Origin of the sequence: Photobacterium angustum, assembly GCF_002954615.1 — a bacterium.
In the GTDB taxonomy this organism is placed as follows: domain Bacteria; phylum Pseudomonadota; class Gammaproteobacteria; order Enterobacterales; family Vibrionaceae; genus Photobacterium; species Photobacterium angustum_A.
In genome coordinates, this window is sequence record NZ_MSCJ01000003.1 from 894,479 (window position 1) to 913,096 (window position 18,618).

Below are 18,618 nucleotides of genomic sequence, written 5' to 3' on the forward strand. Positions count from 1 at the left end.
AATCAGTTATAAATAATTGATTTTCTTGAAGCCTTACTGAGTGTATACATTTGATGATAAATCAATATGTAGCATACGCTGTAAGGCTTCTAGCTTTTTTTACGACCTGTTTGAGTGCTTTGACGATCTAGGTTAATTTCTTCAACACGTTGTAATAGGTAGTCTTTAAAATTAGCACATCGTACTGGCATATATTTTCGTGGTTTATAATACAAGCTAAGCTCAAATTCGCTGCTAATATAGTTATTTAATACCGTTACTAACTGACCTTTTTGAAGATCTTCTTTAATTAAACTGTAAGGCAGGTAAGCAATCCCCCCACCGGCTAGGGCGATATTTTTTAAAATCTCACTGTCGTCTACTTCTACCGATCTAGGTATTTGAACGGAGTTATATTCCCCATTTTGTTCAAAGATCCATTTATTTCCACCAACTAATGTTGTTGCAAATAGGCACAAATGCTTCTTTAGATCATGAGGGGTTATTGGCTCTCCATAGCGTTGGATATAACTTGGCGAACAACAGGCTTTTAAAGGTTCACTGAAAAGAGAACGTTTAACCAGCAAGCTGTCTTTGTTTTGAAAACCGCGGTAAGTTGCATTTGCCCTAATGGCAAAATCGACATCGTGTACATTATCAACTTCAAACGCTGTTTCTATCACAACAAAATTGATAGTAGGATTGTCACTGATATATTCGCCAATAATTTTACTTAAAAAATGTTTAGCAAACAGAGGGGTACTAGCAATTTTTATTGTGCCAATATCATCATTGCCTAAATTTTGTATTTCATTAATGGCATCGGTTATTTGATTATTGATGTGGCTAAATTGTTTAAACAGTAAGCTACCAGCTTGTGTCGGGGTGATTTTTCGCGTTGTACGTTTAACAAGGCTAACTCCCATACTTTCTTCTAGCTCTGTGAGCCAGCGACTACCAGCAGACGGTGATATGCCATATTGCTTTGCAGCATCAGTCACTGAATTGCAACGTACGACATGAAGAAAAAAAACAATTTTGTCTAACATTCGCATTCCTTGCATTGTTAATAACGTTCACGAGTATCAAATGTAAATAGTAACGTTATAGTTTATGATTTAAAGCAATCTTCACGGTAATTTTGTCTTTTTCTTATTTGTGGAACGTTATTTGATTATATGCAAGAGTGAATTGCTTTAATGCAACTGCACGCTGAGGACAGGTTACCTATTATTATATTAAGCCGTAAAGATTAGAGCTTATGTATTGGACGTAATAATAAGTATATAGAGTAAAAATGTCTTTTTAAGAGGGGTAGTAAAAATGCTAACGGATAAGGTTTGCCTTGTAACTGGTGGTGCTCAAGGTATTGGTCGCTGTATTGTTGAAACCTTTGCTAACCAAGGCGCAAAGCATGTATTTGTATGTGATATGAATTTTGGCGCCATGGCCGATTTAGAGCAACAATTTCCTAATGTAACTGCACTCGAATTAAATGTATGCGATAGAGCTAATGTATCAGAGGCGATCACAAAAATCGCACAACAGTATGGAACCATTGATGTATTAGTGAACAACGCAGGTATTACACGGGATAACTTAATTGAAAATATGTCGGAGAATGATTGGGATCTTGTCATTGATGTCAATTTGAAAGGCGTGTTTAACATGACACAAGCCATTGCTCCGTTAATGATGGCTTCAGGCTCGGGCTCTATTATCACAATGTCATCAGTGGTTGGTACCGACGGTAATATTGGTCAAACCAACTATGCAGCGACAAAAGCTGGCGTGATTGCAATGACAAAATCATGGTCAAAAGAGTTTGCACGTAAAGGTGCTAAAGTGCGTGCTAATTGCGTTGCGCCTGGTTTTATTGAAACGCCAATGACAGTCGATTTACCTGAAAAAGTTATCGATTATATGGTTTCTAAAACGCCGCTAAAACGTATGGGGCAGGCGCAAGATATTGCAAATGGTGTGCTATTTTTAGCGAGTGATAATTCAAGCTTTATTACTGGTCAAACATTGAAAGTCGATGGTGGGCTAGTGATATAGAGTCAATACATAATTTGCCTCCCTGTCTCATTTAGATGAGGGAGGCTTTTGTCTTGTTGCAAGATGTTTTTGGAACGAGTTACGCTCAGTATGTTAGTTGCTAAATAGACTTTAAACAAAGCTGATTCAATTTTGAACAATTATCACGATCAAATAAACATCAATATTGTTGAAATGGTTATATTTTTACACTGAATTGTCAGGATTGTGCAAAAAATTAGAGTTTTGCTAATATTTTCAATGCTTTCCACTTGAAAAGCATTAAACTGCGTCCACTTATGCCTTTAGGATTGATTTAGTGGTCACCTTTTTTATACACAATATAGGTGTTGAGAGTGTAGTTCTATTGCTTCTCGCTGTTATTTTATTGTTTTATTCAATGCAAAAAGAAAACATTTGGTTAAGCCGTTTAGCGCTTATATTAATGGTTTGCGGTGGGGTTGCTTTGATGAATAAACAATACCAAGAGTATCAGTCATTTTCTGAACAATTAAATATAAAGCATGATCACAGTGGCTTTGTTGATATTCCATAAGCGTGTTAGCACATTGTTGCGATCGTGACTTGGTTTGACTTAAAGAGGGCATAGATAGACATACCGACACGGAGGTTTTCTTCTATCAGATCTTGATTGTCCACTAATGCACAGACTGTAATATCATTATTTAATGCGATGGTAACCTCGGTTGATTTCATATCTTGTTGAATCGACGTTATCGTGCCTAATAATTGGTTATCAAAGCGATCACGCTTTCCGTGGATCATATTTTCTTCACTACAAACTGTAATCGCTGGGCCTTTAATCAGAGCGACGACATCTTTGTTTTTTTCCAATTGAAGTTTTACCGTACTGCCATGGGTGATCGTGGCATAGATATTATGCATATCGGTAATCGTAATTGTAACGCGATCATGCAGGCTATGATGTTCGATAGAACTAATGTGTCCAAAGAATTGATTTCTCGCACTTGTCTGTAATGAAAAACGAGACATGACACCCAACAAGCTATCTAATGGCGCGCTTTCATCATTTAAGGCTTTTAAGCCCATATCTTGAATTTGATTTAGCAGTTCATACATTTGCACTAAACGTAAACCAAATCGCGTGAGCTCCGCACCACCGCCACCTTTTCCCCCTTTTTCACTTGTTACAAGTGCAGAGCCAGCAAGAATATTCATATCCTTAACGGCATCAAAAGCGGCTTTATAACTAATACCTGCAAGTTTTGCTCCTTTGCTTATCGAACCTGTTTGGTGGATGGCATTGAGTAGAGCAATACGACGAGGATTGGCGAAAATCTTATTTTCAATAAGAAGAGTAGAGATGGCTGTAAGGTTCATAACGGTAATTTGATCTTATATTTTTTTCTATCTTAACGCAGTTTACCCTGTAGGTATAATTTAAATATATAAGTAACCTTTTGTATTTATTATGATATTACTGTTTTATGTACAGTGAAGTTATTGAATAATCAAAGATTAGCTATAACGTTGTTGGTTTTTTAAACTGTCTGTACCCACAATGAGTGAGTACAGACAGAGTACTAATCCAACGTAAAAGGATTACGTTTTGCAATATGATCAGTAAGGTTACTGACTGATTCACAGCAACATTGTTCCATCACTTGCTGTAGTTGTTTTTTCAACATATTAATAGTGTGGTGACCACCGTTATGACCCAAGGCACCTACACCATACATAAAACTACGACCAAGAAAGGCAAACTCAATTCCTGTTGAGAGTGTACGAGCAATATCAGCCCCGTCACGAATACCACTGTCCATCATAATCGTAATTTGACCTTTGCATTTATCCATTATTTCAATGGACTTACTGATAGTAGAAGGTCCTGAATCTAATTGTCGGCCACCATGGTTTGAGATAATGATGCCATCTAAACCAAGCGCAATGGCTTTTTGACTATCTTCAACCGTTGATAAGCCTTTTAATACCAGATTACCTTTCCACTTATCACGTAAACGTGCGACTTTATCTTCACTTAAGCGACCATTAAAGGTTTTATCCATGAATAAAGCGAGATGGTGCATGTCCATCGAGCCTGACATATATTTAGATAAAGTTTCGAACTGAGGCTGTCCTTTTTTCAACGTGGCTAATGCCCACTTTGGTGACAACATTATTTCGATAATGTTTTGCCATGTCATTTTAGGCGGCATAGCTAAACCATTACGAATTTCTTTAGGGCGATAAGCAAAAGTAGGAACATCAGAAAGTAATACTAATGTTTTGATTCCAGCGTCTTCACAGCGTTTAAGTAAGTCATCTGTAATCTTGTCATCAACAGGGTGATAGAGCTGGAACCATGCTTTACCTTCTGTGATATCGGCAATCTTCTCAATCGGAGAGGTTGAAACAGTACTAAGAATAAAAGGTACATTTTGCTCAAAAGCGGCTTGTGCCAATATTTCAGGCGCATTTGGCCAAATCAAACCTTGTAAACCCACAGGGCTGATACCAAATGGCGCATCATACGTTTCGCCAAACAGAGTTGTTTTTAAAGAAATCGAATTGTAATCACGAAGATAATAGGGGATTAGCTCAATTTGGCGAATATCATGAGTATTACGTTTGAGTCCCATTTCAATGTTGCAGCCACCATCGACATATTCAAAGGCAAACTTAGGTAAGTTGAATTTCGCTTTACGGCGAAGGTACTCAACATCAGGGTAATGGGTATTAAAATAATCCTTCATTTTTATTATCTCATTTTGACAAGTGCAAATAACATAGATCAATTGAATTGATTATGAACGTGATATTTACAATATCTAAAAAACAAAAAATGGAATAAATAAAAATAGTTAACAAAGAAAAGATCAGCTTATTTATTATCGTGAATAGGTTACTCAGTAATGCTGATCAAAAGGTTATGCTACCGACCTTAAGCATTGGGGTATATATGCTAAAAGCAATGTTTAATAAGCACGGAAACCAATTAATCGATGTTGTAAAAAGCGATGCATTACGTGTCTAATTAATTGCCTAAACATTAGCTAAAATAAAAACCTTGTTAATTACAGACTTATTTTAAATAAAATAGTAAGGACAAGGTTTTATTTGTGCTTCATCATTAGAGAACCATCAATCAATGGTTTCAAAGTAGAATTTGTAGTCGCGAACTCCGTCGATTTGAACGCCTTTCTCTCTTAATTCCAGAAACTGTTTGAGTTTAATTGTTCTAAAATCCATTGCTTTAAGCGCAAGAATGATTCGTAGCTCATCCATTGATCTTGATTTAGCTTCAGAGCTACACGTACCGCAAACAACATGCGTTTTTTGTTTAAAGCCTACCTTATTCAGCCAGTTTAGTTCTTTGGGATCTTTACAAGTGCCACAAAAGTAACAGCAATTGTCTTGTTTTAGTGCGGCTTCTTCCCTTAATGCTTTAGGGCTAGGTGATGTAGTGGGTGAAGTCGCGCTATTTTTCTTATTACCGCTGAATGCAGAGAACTGAACGACATTAGACATTTTGATTGCTCTTACTCATTAAGGAAAATTTATTAAAATTGAACATGATTTTAATCTACCTGTATATCCTATTTCTTGTGCATTCAGTTAGTCAAATATTCATAAAGTAACTAATGATGTTCAAAGTACTGTCATCGCAATGAAGAAGCAAGATAGAGAATACTGATTCACTTTTTGAACACAGTTCAGTGCTTATATCAAGATAAGGATACGTGGCGCGTAAACCACACAGTTCCCGAAAATGTTGTTTAAAATCTTTTTGGTTAATGTATAGGGCGATTTATCAAGTGGATACATAATGCGAGGCAACGCACGACTATAAACATCAATCGTTGCAGGGTGTTTACCATACAATACGAGATAGGTAAGTTGTTGTTCATAAAATACGCTGAGTGATATTGTTACTTCCACTATTACTCGCCATTTAGTAAGGCGTTAAATCAAAGGATGGTTTATGTCTATAGCAACGGGTATTGCACTATTTCTTGCTATGCTTCTATCTGCCGCTATTCCGGGACCAAGTGTGCTCGCTGTTATATCGAGATCTCTTACTTATGGTTGGAAACAAGGCTTATTAGTTGTGCTCGGAGTGGTACTGGCTGATTACATCTTTATCTTTCTAGCTTTGTCGGGTCTATCTGTGGTTGCAAACGTTATGGGTGAGTTTGCGATAGTCATAAAATATGTAGGAATTACCTATCTCTTTTGGTTGGCTTATGTCACATGGACTTCTGATGTTTCTATAACATCAACACAAGTTCCTGATAAAGGGATAAAAACTTCAAGTGTGGCTGTTGGTATGTTAATGACTTTATCAAACCCCAAAGCGATATTGTTTTATATGGGGTTCTTTCCCGCGTTTATAGATCTACAGTCAACTTCACTGTCAGACGTTATTATTATTTTTATGATTTCGACGATATCTGTCGGTGGGGCACTAAGTATCTATGCTTGTATTACGTCAAGGGTAAGTTTTGTATTTGAGGGAAAGAAAGTGAAGAAGTTACTTAACAAGTTCTCTGGTGGTTTTTTAGCTGCCTGTGGGGTTTTGTTAGCAACCAAGGCTTAAAGTAGCGGACACCTATCTAACATGTTTGAAGTCCAAAAGATCTTAAGTAAGTAATCAGTGTCAATAGCATTAAGAGTTACGCTATAAGTAAGCACTACAAAGCTGATAGGTTAGGGGTAAGGCTAATATTTATTGTTAGATAAAATAAAACCTTGCGTCTGAATAACTTATTTGACAAGTAAACAGTCGCAAGGCTTTATCGGTTTATTTACTTACCAGCAATATTTAGGCGAGCAAAACGGATTTTTGGCGCATAGAAGCTTCGATTGTAATCGTATTCTAATACATTACTTACCGCGTCTATTTCTTTGAGCATTTGGTAGAAGTTACCTGCTACCGTAATACCACGTACTGCTTGAATACGTTGACCATCACGGCATAAGAAACCACTTGCACCAAATGAGAAATCACCACTGATAGCATCTGCGCCAGAATGAACGCCTTGCAATTCAACAAGCTCTACATATTCACCACTTGTTGTATCATCAACGCTACTTGCGCCAACTGAAATAACTGTGTGACGAGAGCCAACACCTAATCCACCTTTTGCGGAGCGTGATGCATTTGCGGTGTTTTCGATCCCGAAGTAACTCGCAGTGTGGCTATTGTGCAGTAAGCTATTTAGTTGACCTTCACCTACTAGAACAGTATCGCGAGTGGCAAAACCTTCGCTATCAAAGGCTTTAATAGAAAAACCGCCTTCAATATAAGCTTTGTCAGTGATGGTAATAAGTGGACTCGCCACTTGGCTACCAATCGCATCACGCCAAGGGTTAATGCCTTTCATTGCAGCTTGACCAGAAGTACACATTCCAAATGCACCGAATAAGCTACTAAGTGAGCTTAGGGTGAAAATGACAGGGTATTGTTTGGTAGCGATAGGTGAACCATCGAGTAGGGCTTTTGCCATGTCATAGCCATAGTTAATACAGAAGTGAGCATCTAACTCACTGAACTTACGACCTGATGACATACCGCCATGCATCGCTTGCTTGCCGTCTTTTTCAATTAAGCTGTAAGCGTAACAGTAGGTCGAACGCTCACTGTGATGGCAAAGTGTACCTTGAGTATTCGCTAAAATCACATGGGCATCTGACTCAGCAAAGCCATTGTATGGGGCACTTTTAGCGTCAGGCTTGCTTACTACACCTTGCTCTAGTGATAGGGCGAGAGCGATCTTTTGGTCTACATCGCCATCATCATTTTGGTAAATCTCGTTTAAATCTGTGCTGATTTTGCTATCAATACAGCTAATAGTTTGATGTGAATCTTGCTGTGAATATTCGGCGTTCAATAGCGCGTTATCAACCATTAGATCAAGGCTCGTTGGATCTAATGACTCAGAATAGCTGGTGGCAATACGCTGATCTTTTACCACGCGGACGCCAATCACTTGTCCTGACGTTACCTTGTATTCATCGAGATCGCCATTATTGGCTTTAAGCGAGAAGTTATTGCTGCGATTAGCAATCACATCGGCACTCGCGCCTTTTTGAGTTACACGCTCAAGCACATGGTCGATGGCTTGCTGTAATTTATTTTGATCAGCCATTAGTTACCACCTCCCACAAGAATATTATCAACTTTCAATGCAGCTTGACCCACAGTTGTCGGTACTGAACCACTGACAGAACCACACATACCTGCCGCAAGGGCAAAATCATTACCAACCATGCTGATTTCTTTTAATACTTTAGGCCCCGTACTAATTAAAGTTGCAGATTTTAAAGGTTTAGTGATTTTTCCGTTTTCAACAAGATAGGCTTCCTGCACTGCAAAGTTAAACTCGCCTGTACCGGGTTGAACTGAACCCCCACCCATTTTCTTAGCGTAAATACCGCGCTCAACACCCGCTAGCATATCGTCAAGACTGCTATCGCCGGGTTCGATAAAGGTATTACGCATACGTGAAGTTGGCGCAAATTTATATGATTGACGACGACCAGAGCCTGTACGAGCAAAGCCTGTTTTCATGCCGCCCATGCGATCAACCATAAAGCTAGTAAGTTTACCGTCTTTAATAAGCTGAGTGCGTTGGGTTTCCATGCCTTCATCATCAATATTGATAGAGCCCCATTCGTTTACCATAGTGCCATCATCCACTGCGTTCACGACTGAATTGGCAATGGTTTCGCCCATTTTATCGTAGAAAACAGAGGCTTTTTTCGCAACAGAGGTGGTTTCAAGCAAGTGACCACATGCTTCGTGGAAGATTACTCCACCGAAACCATTACCGATGATCACTGGCATTTCGCCTGATGGACAAGCATCAGCAAACAGTTTAACCATCGCTTGTTTAGCCACATCTTGACCTAACTGCTCAGGATTGACCTTGCTATTAAATTCCCAACCTGTGAATGCGCCCGGTGCTTCATAGCCAGTGGATTGTTCGCTACCATTTTGCGCGACGGCATTAGCAGAAATACGGGTGTAGTGGCGAGTATCACCAATGTGTAAACCTTCAGAGTTGAAGATTTCAATCTGTTGTTCACGTTGACCAATATTACCGATGAATTGACTGATCTTTTCATTTTCAGCACGAGCAGCTTCATCTGCTTGGCGTAAAAACGCAATTTTTGCTGTCATGTTAGTGTCTTGGCTTAATGGTAATTGGCAACTGTGTTTATTGGTAAAACGGTTTAAATTCAAACTACCAGCAGATAAAATTTGTTCACGTTTATCTTTTGCTGCCAGTAGGCTAGTAACGCGTTTCAATTCTTCTTCGTCTGTACTGTTGGTGTAGCCGTACAGAACTTTAAAACCGAAAAATAGACGAATACCGATACCAAAATCGATCCCTGAGTTGATTTTATCGATCTCACCTGAGATTAACTGTACAGAGTTAGATTGGTGATGTTCAACAAAGAGTTCGGCAAAATCGGCACCTAAAAATAGCGCATGATCGATGACTGCTTTAGCAGTGCTAGGGTTTAGCATGTGTGCTCCCTTGTGTTTTTATGAGCTCTATTTAATAAACTAGCAGTTTTTTGTTATTTCTTCCTCTATTGGTGAAATAGGAAGAAACGATTAAATACTGAGTTATCAGTGATTAACTGTAATACGTTAGTTGTTCTCATTTGAAGGCAAAATAATAGAGCGAAGAATTTGTTCAAGCTCATCCCACGGTAAAATTTCACTATCAATCACTTCAATGCGGGATTCAAAACCTTCGAGTGATAGTTCGTTAACGGAAACCACTTGATTTACAACATTAAAGGCAAAACAACCATTTTCAGTATTCACGACAGCTTTTACACGGTTCGCATTTAAGCTTGAAAATAGACTGAAAAGCTTTGAAAATTCAAAATGTTGATCGGCGGCAAAGAACCAACCACAACTGTGGAATCCTTGACCGTGGTTTTCTTTACGAATGAATTGCTGCCCTGGTAATAGCTCAATCTCTGGCTCTGGGGCGATATCATGGTGGTGATCATCGTGATGATGGTGATGGCTATGTTGTGCAGCACGATCAATACGTGGTATATCAAGCCACTCAAGTTCTAGCTTACCGAGTTCTACTTCACCGATTAAAGCTTTTTTAGGTTCGGCTTGTTCAATTGCTGATTGGAAAGTGAAAAGATCGAAGTCATCACATTGGTCGATCTTGTTAGCAACGACAACGTCGGCAAGAGCAAGCTGATCTTGGAAGTTTTCATTATCAGTATAGAAACTATCAGCAAAGTGACGAGGGTCAACAAGGGTGATGGTGGCACGTAAATCGACGTAATCTTCGTACACACCTGACGTTAATTTTTTAATCACTTCTTTTGGGTGACCTAATCCTGTTGGCTCTAACAGTAAGCGATCAGGTTTTTGCGCCAGTAGGGCATTAATACCGACAGACATGGGTAATCCAGCGACGCAGCACATGCAGCCACCAGGAACTTCTTTGATAATTGCGCCTTGTTGTTCGAGAATTGCGCCATCGACGCCAACATTGCCAAACTCATTGATAAGAATTGCCCATTTTTCATTTTCAGGTTTACGAGCAAGAAGAGAAAGAATAGCAGTTGTTTTACCAGCACCTAAAAAGCCAGTAATAATGTTAGTTGGAATACGTTTCATGTTGTGCTGATCTCTATACGTCTACATTCTGTAATTTGTTTATTCTACCGTATGTTACAGAGTAACGGTATCTCGCTGAAAAAAGCAAAAATGTGGATGTGTTGAGTCATTAATTTGTATAAAGATGAATAGGAAGCCTAATGGTTGGCTTCCTGATATTGTCTTTGAACGTGGGAGTTGAAACTAAATATAATTTTTTGCTTCACTGTATGCCTCTATCTCCAAAGGCGTGCTGTTGTAACCGTAGATATAAATTTGCATCAAGTATTGCCGAATTTGTTCTTGTACACCGCGTTGTTCAAATTGACGAACATGAATAAGTTCATGGGCTAAGAGTTCACGATTATCTCGTTCTTTATTTTTGATCCAAATACCATATCCATAGGTGTATCCCGCCATATTAGGCCCCGCATAACCAGATTTTTTGGCTAATTGTGCTAATGTTGGATCTGTAGGAAATGGAAGTGTGTTGCTGTAATAAACATGCACTTTTTCTGGGTGTTTAATACCGATACGTTTGGCAATAGCTAATGCTTGCTTATTCAGTGGTTGACCTTTTTCTTGCGCGATTTTCTCTTGTTGTTTTACATATTCTGTCGCTGCGGGAAGAATAGCATTAATGCTTTCTGTTAATTTAGCAGGTGGGTTAGCGTAAATTTCATCTCTGTTAATACACCCTGAAATTAATAGTGTGAACATGAGGATACATGCCAATCTCATAACGATTCCTTTTTAAGTTTTCTACTTTCTTGTGTTATTAGGCATCGTATATAAGTGAATACTTGAGTGTTCCACTTTTACATAATAATACGAGCTATTTCACGAAAGTTGGAAAGAGTGATGAAAGCAGAGTATTTGAGAGTGAACTTGTTAATGAAGACTTTAAAATAGGTATTATTGATAACGGTTAGTTGCGTGTCAAAAACGTCAAATTCGCGGCATAGATGGAAAATGTTATTTTAGTGATTATTTTAACTTGTTGATAAATAAAGGCTGTCGTGTTTATGTCAGGCTTGTGACGTGATGTTTTTGATAAGATACCGTTAGGCTTTGGCGGAAAGTAGCAAAAAGGATTTGTAATGATTATTCGAAAATTACGACTACAACGTGGTTGGTCTCAGGAGCAACTTTCTCAATTAAGTGGATTAAGTATTCGTACGATTCAACGTATTGAGCAAGGACAAAAAGCGGGGCTAGAATCACTCAAATCTTTAGCTGCTGTGTTTGAAATACAAGTATCAGATCTTCAAATGGAGCCGCCAATGAATAAAGAAATAAATATTACAGAAGACGAAAAACAAGCGATTAACTATGTTAAAGGTATTAAAGGATTTTATTCGAATCTAACTACGTACGTATTAGTCATAAGTGCACTGTTCGTGATTAACTATTTTACGAGTCCTGGTTATTGGTGGGCAGTATGGCCTGCATTGGGCTGGGGGATTGGTATTGTGAGCCATGCGCTTAGTGCGTTTGAAGTCCTTAATATTTTCGGTCCTGAGTGGGAAAAAAAGCAAGTCGAAAAACGCTTGGGTCGAAAGTTATAACCTTAACTGTAAGTTATTATCCCCGATTAAAATAACTACATAGAGTGGTTAAACCTAGAGCCCTATACTTTATAAAAACATAATAAAGGTAGGGCTATTTAAAATATATGTATACCCAAGCGACTTCAAGATGCCTGATTCAGAGCGAAGTCACTGAGTTGGATTCAAGGAAGACAACGAAGCGGAATAGCGAGCTCTTTCCAAGTTGTCTGACGCAAGAAGTCGGCTCAGTGACACGCTCCCAAAGGGCGAGCGCCCTTAGCTCTCAGATTTTGTTAACGATTCTCAATGTAGAACCACTATATCTTCGAATCGTTGCCGCGCCTTAGAACTAAGGTCGTCTCGCTGAACACTGCATCTTGAGGTTGCTTGGGTATATAGTTTCTTATTCTTTAAAAGAAGCAAACAAGTATAAATATGCGATATCGTTTTAATGAGATAATCATGATAGGTTAACGATTCATGTAAGTGATATGTATTGGTGTAAAAATGCTATCTTCCTTTGTCCGTAAAACTTGGTCTACTCCTTCTATTAACTTCAGCCTTCGTGTATTCAGTGCATTATTATTAATTATTTTAATAGCTTTAATTTCTGGAGAAGTTAATTATGCAGTGATGGCATTGATGGGTGTACCATCAACTTTAATTAGTGGGTTAGATATTGCAGGGCCAAGACGTTGGACGCGTTTTTTGATCTCATCAGTTGTATGGACAGGTGCGTTGTTAGTGTCTTACCTCATGCTATCTTATGCTATTCCATTGTGGATTACTTATGGGGTGTTATCGATATTAGCCGCAGGTTGTGCTCTTAATGGTCCGTTTTGGGGACGGTTAGGAGTCTCTAGCTTATTGACTACTGCTATGGCCTTGTCATTGTATAATTCAAAAGCTGACATATATTCCTATTTAATGCTGGTTTTAGGTTCATTAGGTTTTGCTTTATTCAGTTGGGCTTGGTTTGCATTATGGAAACACTATGCGCTAAAAGTGGGTTTAATTGCTATTTACGATCAGCTTAATGTTTTTTTTAAGCACAGAACCCAGTTTTTATTGGGTGAAGGTATCGAGAAAAAAGCAATAGAAACCAAATATCAATTGATTGAATTGTTTGAACAAGCCGTTCAATCAGAGTCATTTTTATTATCAAAAAACGATATAAACTCCTTAAAAAAAGAGTTATTTCTTGCTTCTGATATTTTTGAAGGCTTGATAAGTTGCCACACTAGAAATAAAGATCTGATCAGTCAGTTTCAACATGATGAAAAAAAGCGTCATCTGTTAATGAAATGGAGTGAAAATTGTCAACAGAGGTTATTGTGTAAAGCGAAAGTACTCCAAAATTCACAAGTTACACTTCCTACAGAATCGTGTATTGCTATTGCAGATGAATTGATAGAGGCCGTTCAAGCTGAGTTAAATCATCAGACGGGATTTCATTACTGGGCGGCAAGTATTAAATATCTCTCTCGTCGAATTGAACTTGAACAACCATCGTTTGAAAGAAAGATAGAAATTCAACCCTTTGAATTAGCCTGGCATTTGCCAAAGAAAAATAATCCAATATGGCGACATGTGGCACGCTTCTCGTTGATCTTCACTTTGGGTGCAGTTATAGCGGACTCATTTCGTTTAGCGCATCCAGAGTGGGTATTTATTTCTATTATAGTGGTTATCCAACCGAGCTTTTCATCGACTAGAAGTAAAATATGGCAACGATGGCTAGGCACAGGTTCAGGGTTATTATTTGCGACTGTGCTTATTTCCTGTGGACCCTCTGCTCTCCAAATTTATATACTGCTAACCATACTATTAGTAGTTGCCATATTAAATATGATTAAAAATTATGCAGTTACAATAGGTTGTACTACTGCGATGATGGTGTTGGTACCCCAAGTTGTAGCTAACAATGGCATTGATATTGTTGTTCCTCGAATGATAGATAATCTTATCGGGTGCTCTTTAGTGTTAGTGGGCTATAGCGTACTTTGGCCACAATGGAGAGGAAAGGAGATCCACGCTCAATCGATTAAAGCACTTCAAGCATCTAAAACCTTATTCTTGATGTGTTATGAGGAACTTCAATCTGAAAGTAATAAGATTGAGCCCACTCAATTTGGTAAAAAGCGTTTGGATATGTTATCGAAAGAACGAGGGCTAGAGCTGATTTATAATGAGATGCAGAATGAGCCTCGTTTCACACGCCGTGATCCTCAATACTATGAAGAGATGCTCAGCCATTATCGTTTGCTGTCTTACTATTTGTGTTTACTTATTCCTCTTGCAAGAAATGGAACCACAATACATAGTCTAACGGACTGGGAAGGGACGATTAATCGAGCAATGGACGCTTTGATTTCAAGCATTCAAGGTGAAAAAGTCATTGAACTTCCCTATTTTGATGAAACAAATATACCAATGACTTCAGGTAAGCCCACTAATGAGCAAGCAGCCTATGAGTTGGTTTGGTTATCTTTAATGGCTGTGAAACAAATGCATGATCTCGTACGTGATAAATACTCACAAGTTGCTAGTTAAGACAATTAATGGGTAATGAAGTATTTAAGAGAGTGAACAACTGTTCACTCTCTTTTTATATGAATATAAACCTAGTCTTCATGCATTACTGTTGAGTAAGAAACGATGTTATGAAATACAACGGTTTCTGTCACTGCGCGATAGTCATGAGGTTTATCTGCCTCAAATCGAATACTTTCACCTTTGGATAAATAGTGCCATTTATCATCGACATACACCCCTAACTCTCCCTCAGTAACAACAGAATGCTCAATCGTTCCAACCTTGTGTGGTGACGAATGTTGCGTATGAAAGTGGGTTAGTGTGATTTCGAACATCTCAAATTTAACTGTAGGATCATAAGCGATTAACGTTTTCACATGCATATCGATATCGGCTGGAAAGATCCGTCCGTCAGTATCATTTTGATCACTAAAAAAAGCAGTGAATGATGAATTCAAACCACTAGATATCTTCCACAAGGTTGCCACGGTTGGGCTCGATTCTTTACGTTCTATTTGTCCTAGCATGGCTTTGGATACACCTGTTAATTTTGATGTTGCATCTAGGCTAAGTTTTTGTTTCTCACGCAATGCTTTTAAATGTTTCGATATTCTGGCTTTAAAAATTTCTTCGTTCATCAATTTTCCTGTTGTGCGCTATAACGCACAATGATAAGGTTCCGTCTGTGCGCTATAACGTACAAATAAATCCACCTGTATCGTGCGCTATAGCGCACATGATAGCATTATTCTAAGGAGTAGAAAATGAACGATCTGAGATTTAATTTAAGTCATATTTCAGCTGGAACAATTGCTGTTTTAGTCGGCTACACCTCGTCTGTTATTTTAGTTATTCATGCCCTAACAGAAATGGGGTTAGCTCAGTGGCAGGTTAATAGTTGGTTGTTTGCTCTGGGACTAATTATGGGCATAACCACCATCGCTTATTCTTTTTATTTTAAAGTACCAGTATTAACTGCATGGTCTACTCCCGGCGCTGCTTTTCTGATCACAGCGGTGCAGGGGTACAGCACGACAGATGTCATTGGCGCATTTATTGTTTGTGGTTTATTGACCTTTATTTCTGGGTTAATTCGTCCACTTGCTTTGGCGTTGCAACGTATCCCATCGCCAATAACTTCAGCTTTATTGTGTGGCGTCATATTGCCTATTTGTCTAAGTGGATTCACGCAAATAGAAACGCATCCATTCATGTTTTTGGTGTTGTTTAGCGTGTATATAATCACGAAACGGTTTATGGCTCGATATTCGATGTTGCTGACGTTACTCGCTTCTGTTGGTATTGCGCTGTATTCCAATACTTTAAATACCGCTTCAATCCATATGGCAATGCCAACATTTTATTGGCTAACTCCGAGCTTTCATTTTCAACCGATCATTAATATCGCTATTCCTTTATATTTAATTACTATGTTGTCGCAAAATATTGCAGGTTTTGCAGTGCTTCAAAACTTTCAATTTAAAGTGCCAGTTCGGCCAGTATTTTTAGGAACTGGTTTAGTGAATATGATTGCTGCACCTTGTGGGATCTTCACGTTGAACCTTGCTGCAATAAGTGCCGCTATTTGTATGAATGACGATATTGATGGTAAGCATAGTGATCGCTACAAAGCTGCTATCTGTGCTGGTGGGTTTTATATGTTAGTGGGTATTTGGGCATCGATTGTTGTCGCTATTTTCGTATCTTTGCCTGATGGATTAGCTGATATTCTTGCTAGTTTTGCTTTATTAACCACCTTAATTAGCTGCTTGTTTAATGCATTTTCTACCGATGAATACCGAGAGTCGGCGATACTTACTTTATTAATAACTTTATCAGGTATTCATTTGTTAGGGATCAGTTCGGCTATATGGGGAGTGGGTATTGGTTTGTGCTATTTCAAGTTAATGCAGAGTAGAAAAGCAGTATTAATTTCTGGGCGTTAATAGGTGTATATCCAATTAGCCTTATATACAGCACAGTAAACCATTGCTTATTTAACAATGAATGGAATGCGATTAATAGTGTGCTTGTAAACAGTAATCACCATAATCTATTTGCTCAATAAATACTTCGTGTAAAAAACAATAAGGCACTGCTATTTGTCAGTTTTATGTAATTTATAACCCATTTTTGCTGTTATTGTTTGTTGTTTATCCTCTCAGTTGTTATGGTTGCGGCGAAATATTGTTTAGTGGTCTAAATAATATTATTGAGTTTACATAACAAGGTAGGATTTTTTGAATACTTCGACGGATAAAGTAAGTAGTAAATACAGTATAGAAACGACTGATTATCAAGTTGGACAAGATAATATTCAGCGCTGGGGTTTTGATATTCACAAACCGGTATTTGGTATTAGTGCGATATTAATTTTGCTATTTATTGCTGTGATGTTGGTTGTTGATCCTGCGACAGCAAAAACAGCATTAAATAATACTCGAAACGGCATTATGGAGCAGTTTGATAGCTACTTTATGTGGGCTGTTAATACTTTCGCAGTTTTTTGTATATTCTTAATGCTTTCACCACTAGGTAAAATTCGTATCGGTGGTAAAGAGGCAAAACCTGAACATTCAACATTGTCATGGAGTTCAATGTTATTTGCTGCGGGTATTGCCAGCGGTATCATGTTTTTTGGTGTTGCAGAGCCAACAGCTTATTTCACTGACTGGTTTGGAACTCCTTTTAATGTTGTTGCTTTAACACCTGAAGCTAAGCAATTAGCGATGGCGGGTAGTGTATTCCATTGGGGGATCAGTGCATGGTCTATTTACGCAGTATCAGCGTTAGCGTTAGCCTTTTTTGCTTATAATAAGAACTTGCCGTTATCAATTCGATCTTTGTTGTTCCCTATTTTTGGTGATCGCGCATGGGGATGGTTAGGCCATGCCGTTGATATTCTAGCCGTTGTTTCAACGTTATTTGGTTTGGTGACGTCTTTAGGTTTAGGTGCACAACAAGCGGCAAGTGGTATTAATTATGTATTTGGTACTCACGGCGGCTTAGGGTTACAGTTCGGTATTATTGCCTTTGTTACATCAATCGCGATTTTTTCTGTAATACGAGGCATTGATGGCGGGGTTAAACTTTTAAGTAATATCAATATTGTTATTGCGTTTGGACTGTTAGTTTTAGTTGCCATTTTGGGTTTTGATGTTGTTAAACATTCACTACCTGATACATTTATGGCATATGCGAAGAACTTTTTTGCACTAAGTAATCCTATTGGTCGAACTGATGATACGTGGCGACATGGTTGGACTATCTTCTATTGGGCATGGTGGATTTCATATGCGCCATTTGTGGGTATCTTTATCGCTCGAGTATCAAAAGGACGAACAGTAAGACAGTTTATTTTTGCCGTTCTCTTTATTCCAACATTAGTAACAATGACTTGGTTTTCTGTCTTCGGTGGTATTGCAGTAGAGCAGGTAGCGACAAAGGTAGGAGAGTTGGGATTACATGGTCTGCAAGATCTATCCCTAACTTTATTCTATGTATATGATGCGATGCCAATGAGCCTGTTGTTGTCTGTGATTTCGATTGTACTTATTTTAGTTTTCTTCGTGACATCATCGGATTCCGCATCGTTAGTTATCGACAGTATTACCGCTGGTGGTAAATTAGATGCGCCAGTACCACAACGTATTTTCTGGGCAACAATCGAAGGTGTTATTGCTGCCATTTTATTATGGGTCGGTGGTTCTCAAGCGTTAGAAGCATTGCAGTCTGGGGTTGTGATAACCGCGTTACCGTTTAGCTTTATTCTGGTAATTACCTGTGTAAGTTTATGGAAAGGGTTGATGAGTGAGCGGCACTTATATCCTTAAGCTAATAGTAAATTAAATAATTATCAAAAAGTCGGCATTTGTCGGCTTTTTGTTTTTCTAA

16 protein-coding genes are annotated in these 18,618 nt (G+C 38.4%); 7 read left to right on the top strand and 9 right to left on the bottom strand.

Features of this window, described 5'->3' with window-relative positions; translation table 11 throughout:
* Positions 1-89 precede the first annotated feature (89 nt).
* Positions 90-1,028 (bottom strand): LysR family transcriptional regulator, encoded by a 939-nt coding sequence (locus BTO08_RS18740; RefSeq protein ID WP_105062111.1) that lies wholly within the window; start codon positions 1,026-1,028, stop codon positions 90-92.
* Positions 1,029-1,302: 274 nt separating this feature from the next.
* Here BTO08_RS18740 and BTO08_RS18745 point away from each other — a divergent pair, with 274 nt between their 5' ends.
* A complete protein-coding gene (locus tag BTO08_RS18745) occupies positions 1,303-2,037 on the top strand; it encodes a beta-ketoacyl-ACP reductase (RefSeq protein WP_105062112.1) in 735 nt (244 codons plus the stop codon).
* Positions 2,038-2,416: 379 nt separating this feature from the next.
* Positions 2,417-2,572: a hypothetical protein gene (locus tag BTO08_RS18750; protein WP_242446303.1), complete on the top strand. Its 156-nt coding sequence runs from the start codon at positions 2,417-2,419 to the stop codon at positions 2,570-2,572.
* Between the two features lie 5 nt (positions 2,573-2,577).
* On the opposite strand, the gene BTO08_RS18755 is transcribed toward BTO08_RS18750, so the two are convergent.
* The 3 genes from BTO08_RS18755 to BTO08_RS18765 all read right to left on the bottom strand — a co-directional run bounded on the left by BTO08_RS18755 (position 2,578) and on the right by BTO08_RS18765 (position 5,526).
* Positions 2,578-3,378 (bottom strand): TOBE domain-containing protein, encoded by an 801-nt coding sequence (locus BTO08_RS18755; RefSeq protein ID WP_105062114.1) that lies wholly within the window; start codon positions 3,376-3,378, stop codon positions 2,578-2,580.
* 203 nt (positions 3,379-3,581) lie between these two features.
* A complete protein-coding gene (locus BTO08_RS18760; protein ID WP_105062115.1) occupies positions 3,582-4,751 on the bottom strand; it encodes an alpha-hydroxy acid oxidase in 1,170 nt (389 codons plus the stop codon).
* Between the two features lie 388 nt (positions 4,752-5,139).
* Positions 5,140-5,526, bottom strand: coding sequence for a hypothetical protein (locus BTO08_RS18765; protein WP_005365441.1), 387 nt, complete (start codon positions 5,524-5,526; stop codon positions 5,140-5,142).
* A 454-nt stretch (positions 5,527-5,980) separates the two neighbouring features.
* On the opposite strand from BTO08_RS18765, the gene BTO08_RS18775 reads away from it, so the two are divergent.
* On the top strand, positions 5,981-6,595 hold the full coding sequence (locus BTO08_RS18775) for a LysE family translocator (RefSeq protein ID WP_105062117.1): 615 nt from the start codon (positions 5,981-5,983) through the stop codon (positions 6,593-6,595).
* Between the two features lie 208 nt (positions 6,596-6,803).
* Here BTO08_RS18775 and BTO08_RS18780 read toward each other — a convergent pair whose 3' ends face one another.
* The 4 genes from BTO08_RS18780 to BTO08_RS18795 all read right to left on the bottom strand — a co-directional run bounded on the left by BTO08_RS18780 (position 6,804) and on the right by BTO08_RS18795 (position 11,380).
* Positions 6,804-8,147 carry a TldD/PmbA family protein gene (locus tag BTO08_RS18780; protein ID WP_105062118.1) on the bottom strand — a complete coding sequence of 448 codons (1,344 nt, stop codon included), beginning with the start codon at positions 8,145-8,147 and terminating at the stop codon, positions 6,804-6,806.
* The gene (locus BTO08_RS18785) at positions 8,147-9,532 is read right to left on the bottom strand and encodes a TldD/PmbA family protein (protein WP_105062119.1); all 1,386 of its coding nucleotides are present in this window, start codon (positions 9,530-9,532) and stop codon (positions 8,147-8,149) included. Before BTO08_RS18785 ends, BTO08_RS18780 begins: the two co-directional genes overlap by 1 nt.
* A 126-nt stretch (positions 9,533-9,658) precedes the next feature.
* The gene (locus tag BTO08_RS18790; RefSeq protein WP_105062120.1) at positions 9,659-10,660 is read right to left on the bottom strand and encodes a CobW family GTP-binding protein; all 1,002 of its coding nucleotides are present in this window, start codon (positions 10,658-10,660) and stop codon (positions 9,659-9,661) included.
* A 183-nt stretch (positions 10,661-10,843) separates the two neighbouring features.
* Positions 10,844-11,380, bottom strand: a complete 537-nt coding sequence (locus tag BTO08_RS18795) for a DUF4157 domain-containing protein (RefSeq protein WP_242446304.1) — start codon at positions 11,378-11,380, stop codon at positions 10,844-10,846.
* 359 nt (positions 11,381-11,739) lie between these two features.
* Here BTO08_RS18795 and BTO08_RS18800 point away from each other — a divergent pair, with 359 nt between their 5' ends.
* Together BTO08_RS18800 and BTO08_RS18810 are read left to right on the top strand one after the other, a co-directional pair.
* Complete coding sequence (locus BTO08_RS18800) at positions 11,740-12,207, top strand: 2TM domain-containing protein (protein WP_105062122.1); 468 nt, start codon at positions 11,740-11,742, stop codon at positions 12,205-12,207.
* Between the two features lie 489 nt (positions 12,208-12,696).
* Entirely contained in the window at positions 12,697-14,742 is a 2,046-nt protein-coding gene (locus BTO08_RS18810; RefSeq protein ID WP_105062124.1) for an FUSC family protein, read from the top strand.
* A 71-nt stretch (positions 14,743-14,813) separates the two neighbouring features.
* Here BTO08_RS18810 and BTO08_RS18815 read toward each other — a convergent pair whose 3' ends face one another.
* Positions 14,814-15,362 (bottom strand): helix-turn-helix domain-containing protein, encoded by a 549-nt coding sequence (locus BTO08_RS18815; RefSeq protein ID WP_105062125.1) that lies wholly within the window; start codon positions 15,360-15,362, stop codon positions 14,814-14,816.
* Positions 15,363-15,488: 126 nt separating this feature from the next.
* On the opposite strand from BTO08_RS18815, the gene BTO08_RS18820 reads away from it, so the two are divergent.
* Together BTO08_RS18820 and BTO08_RS18825 are read left to right on the top strand one after the other, a co-directional pair.
* The gene (locus BTO08_RS18820; RefSeq protein WP_105062126.1) at positions 15,489-16,670 is read left to right on the top strand and encodes a benzoate/H(+) symporter BenE family transporter; all 1,182 of its coding nucleotides are present in this window, start codon (positions 15,489-15,491) and stop codon (positions 16,668-16,670) included.
* Positions 16,671-16,964: 294 nt separating this feature from the next.
* The gene (locus tag BTO08_RS18825) at positions 16,965-18,557 is read left to right on the top strand and encodes a BCCT family transporter (protein WP_105062127.1); all 1,593 of its coding nucleotides are present in this window, start codon (positions 16,965-16,967) and stop codon (positions 18,555-18,557) included.
* The last annotated feature ends 61 nt before the right edge of the window (positions 18,558-18,618 follow it).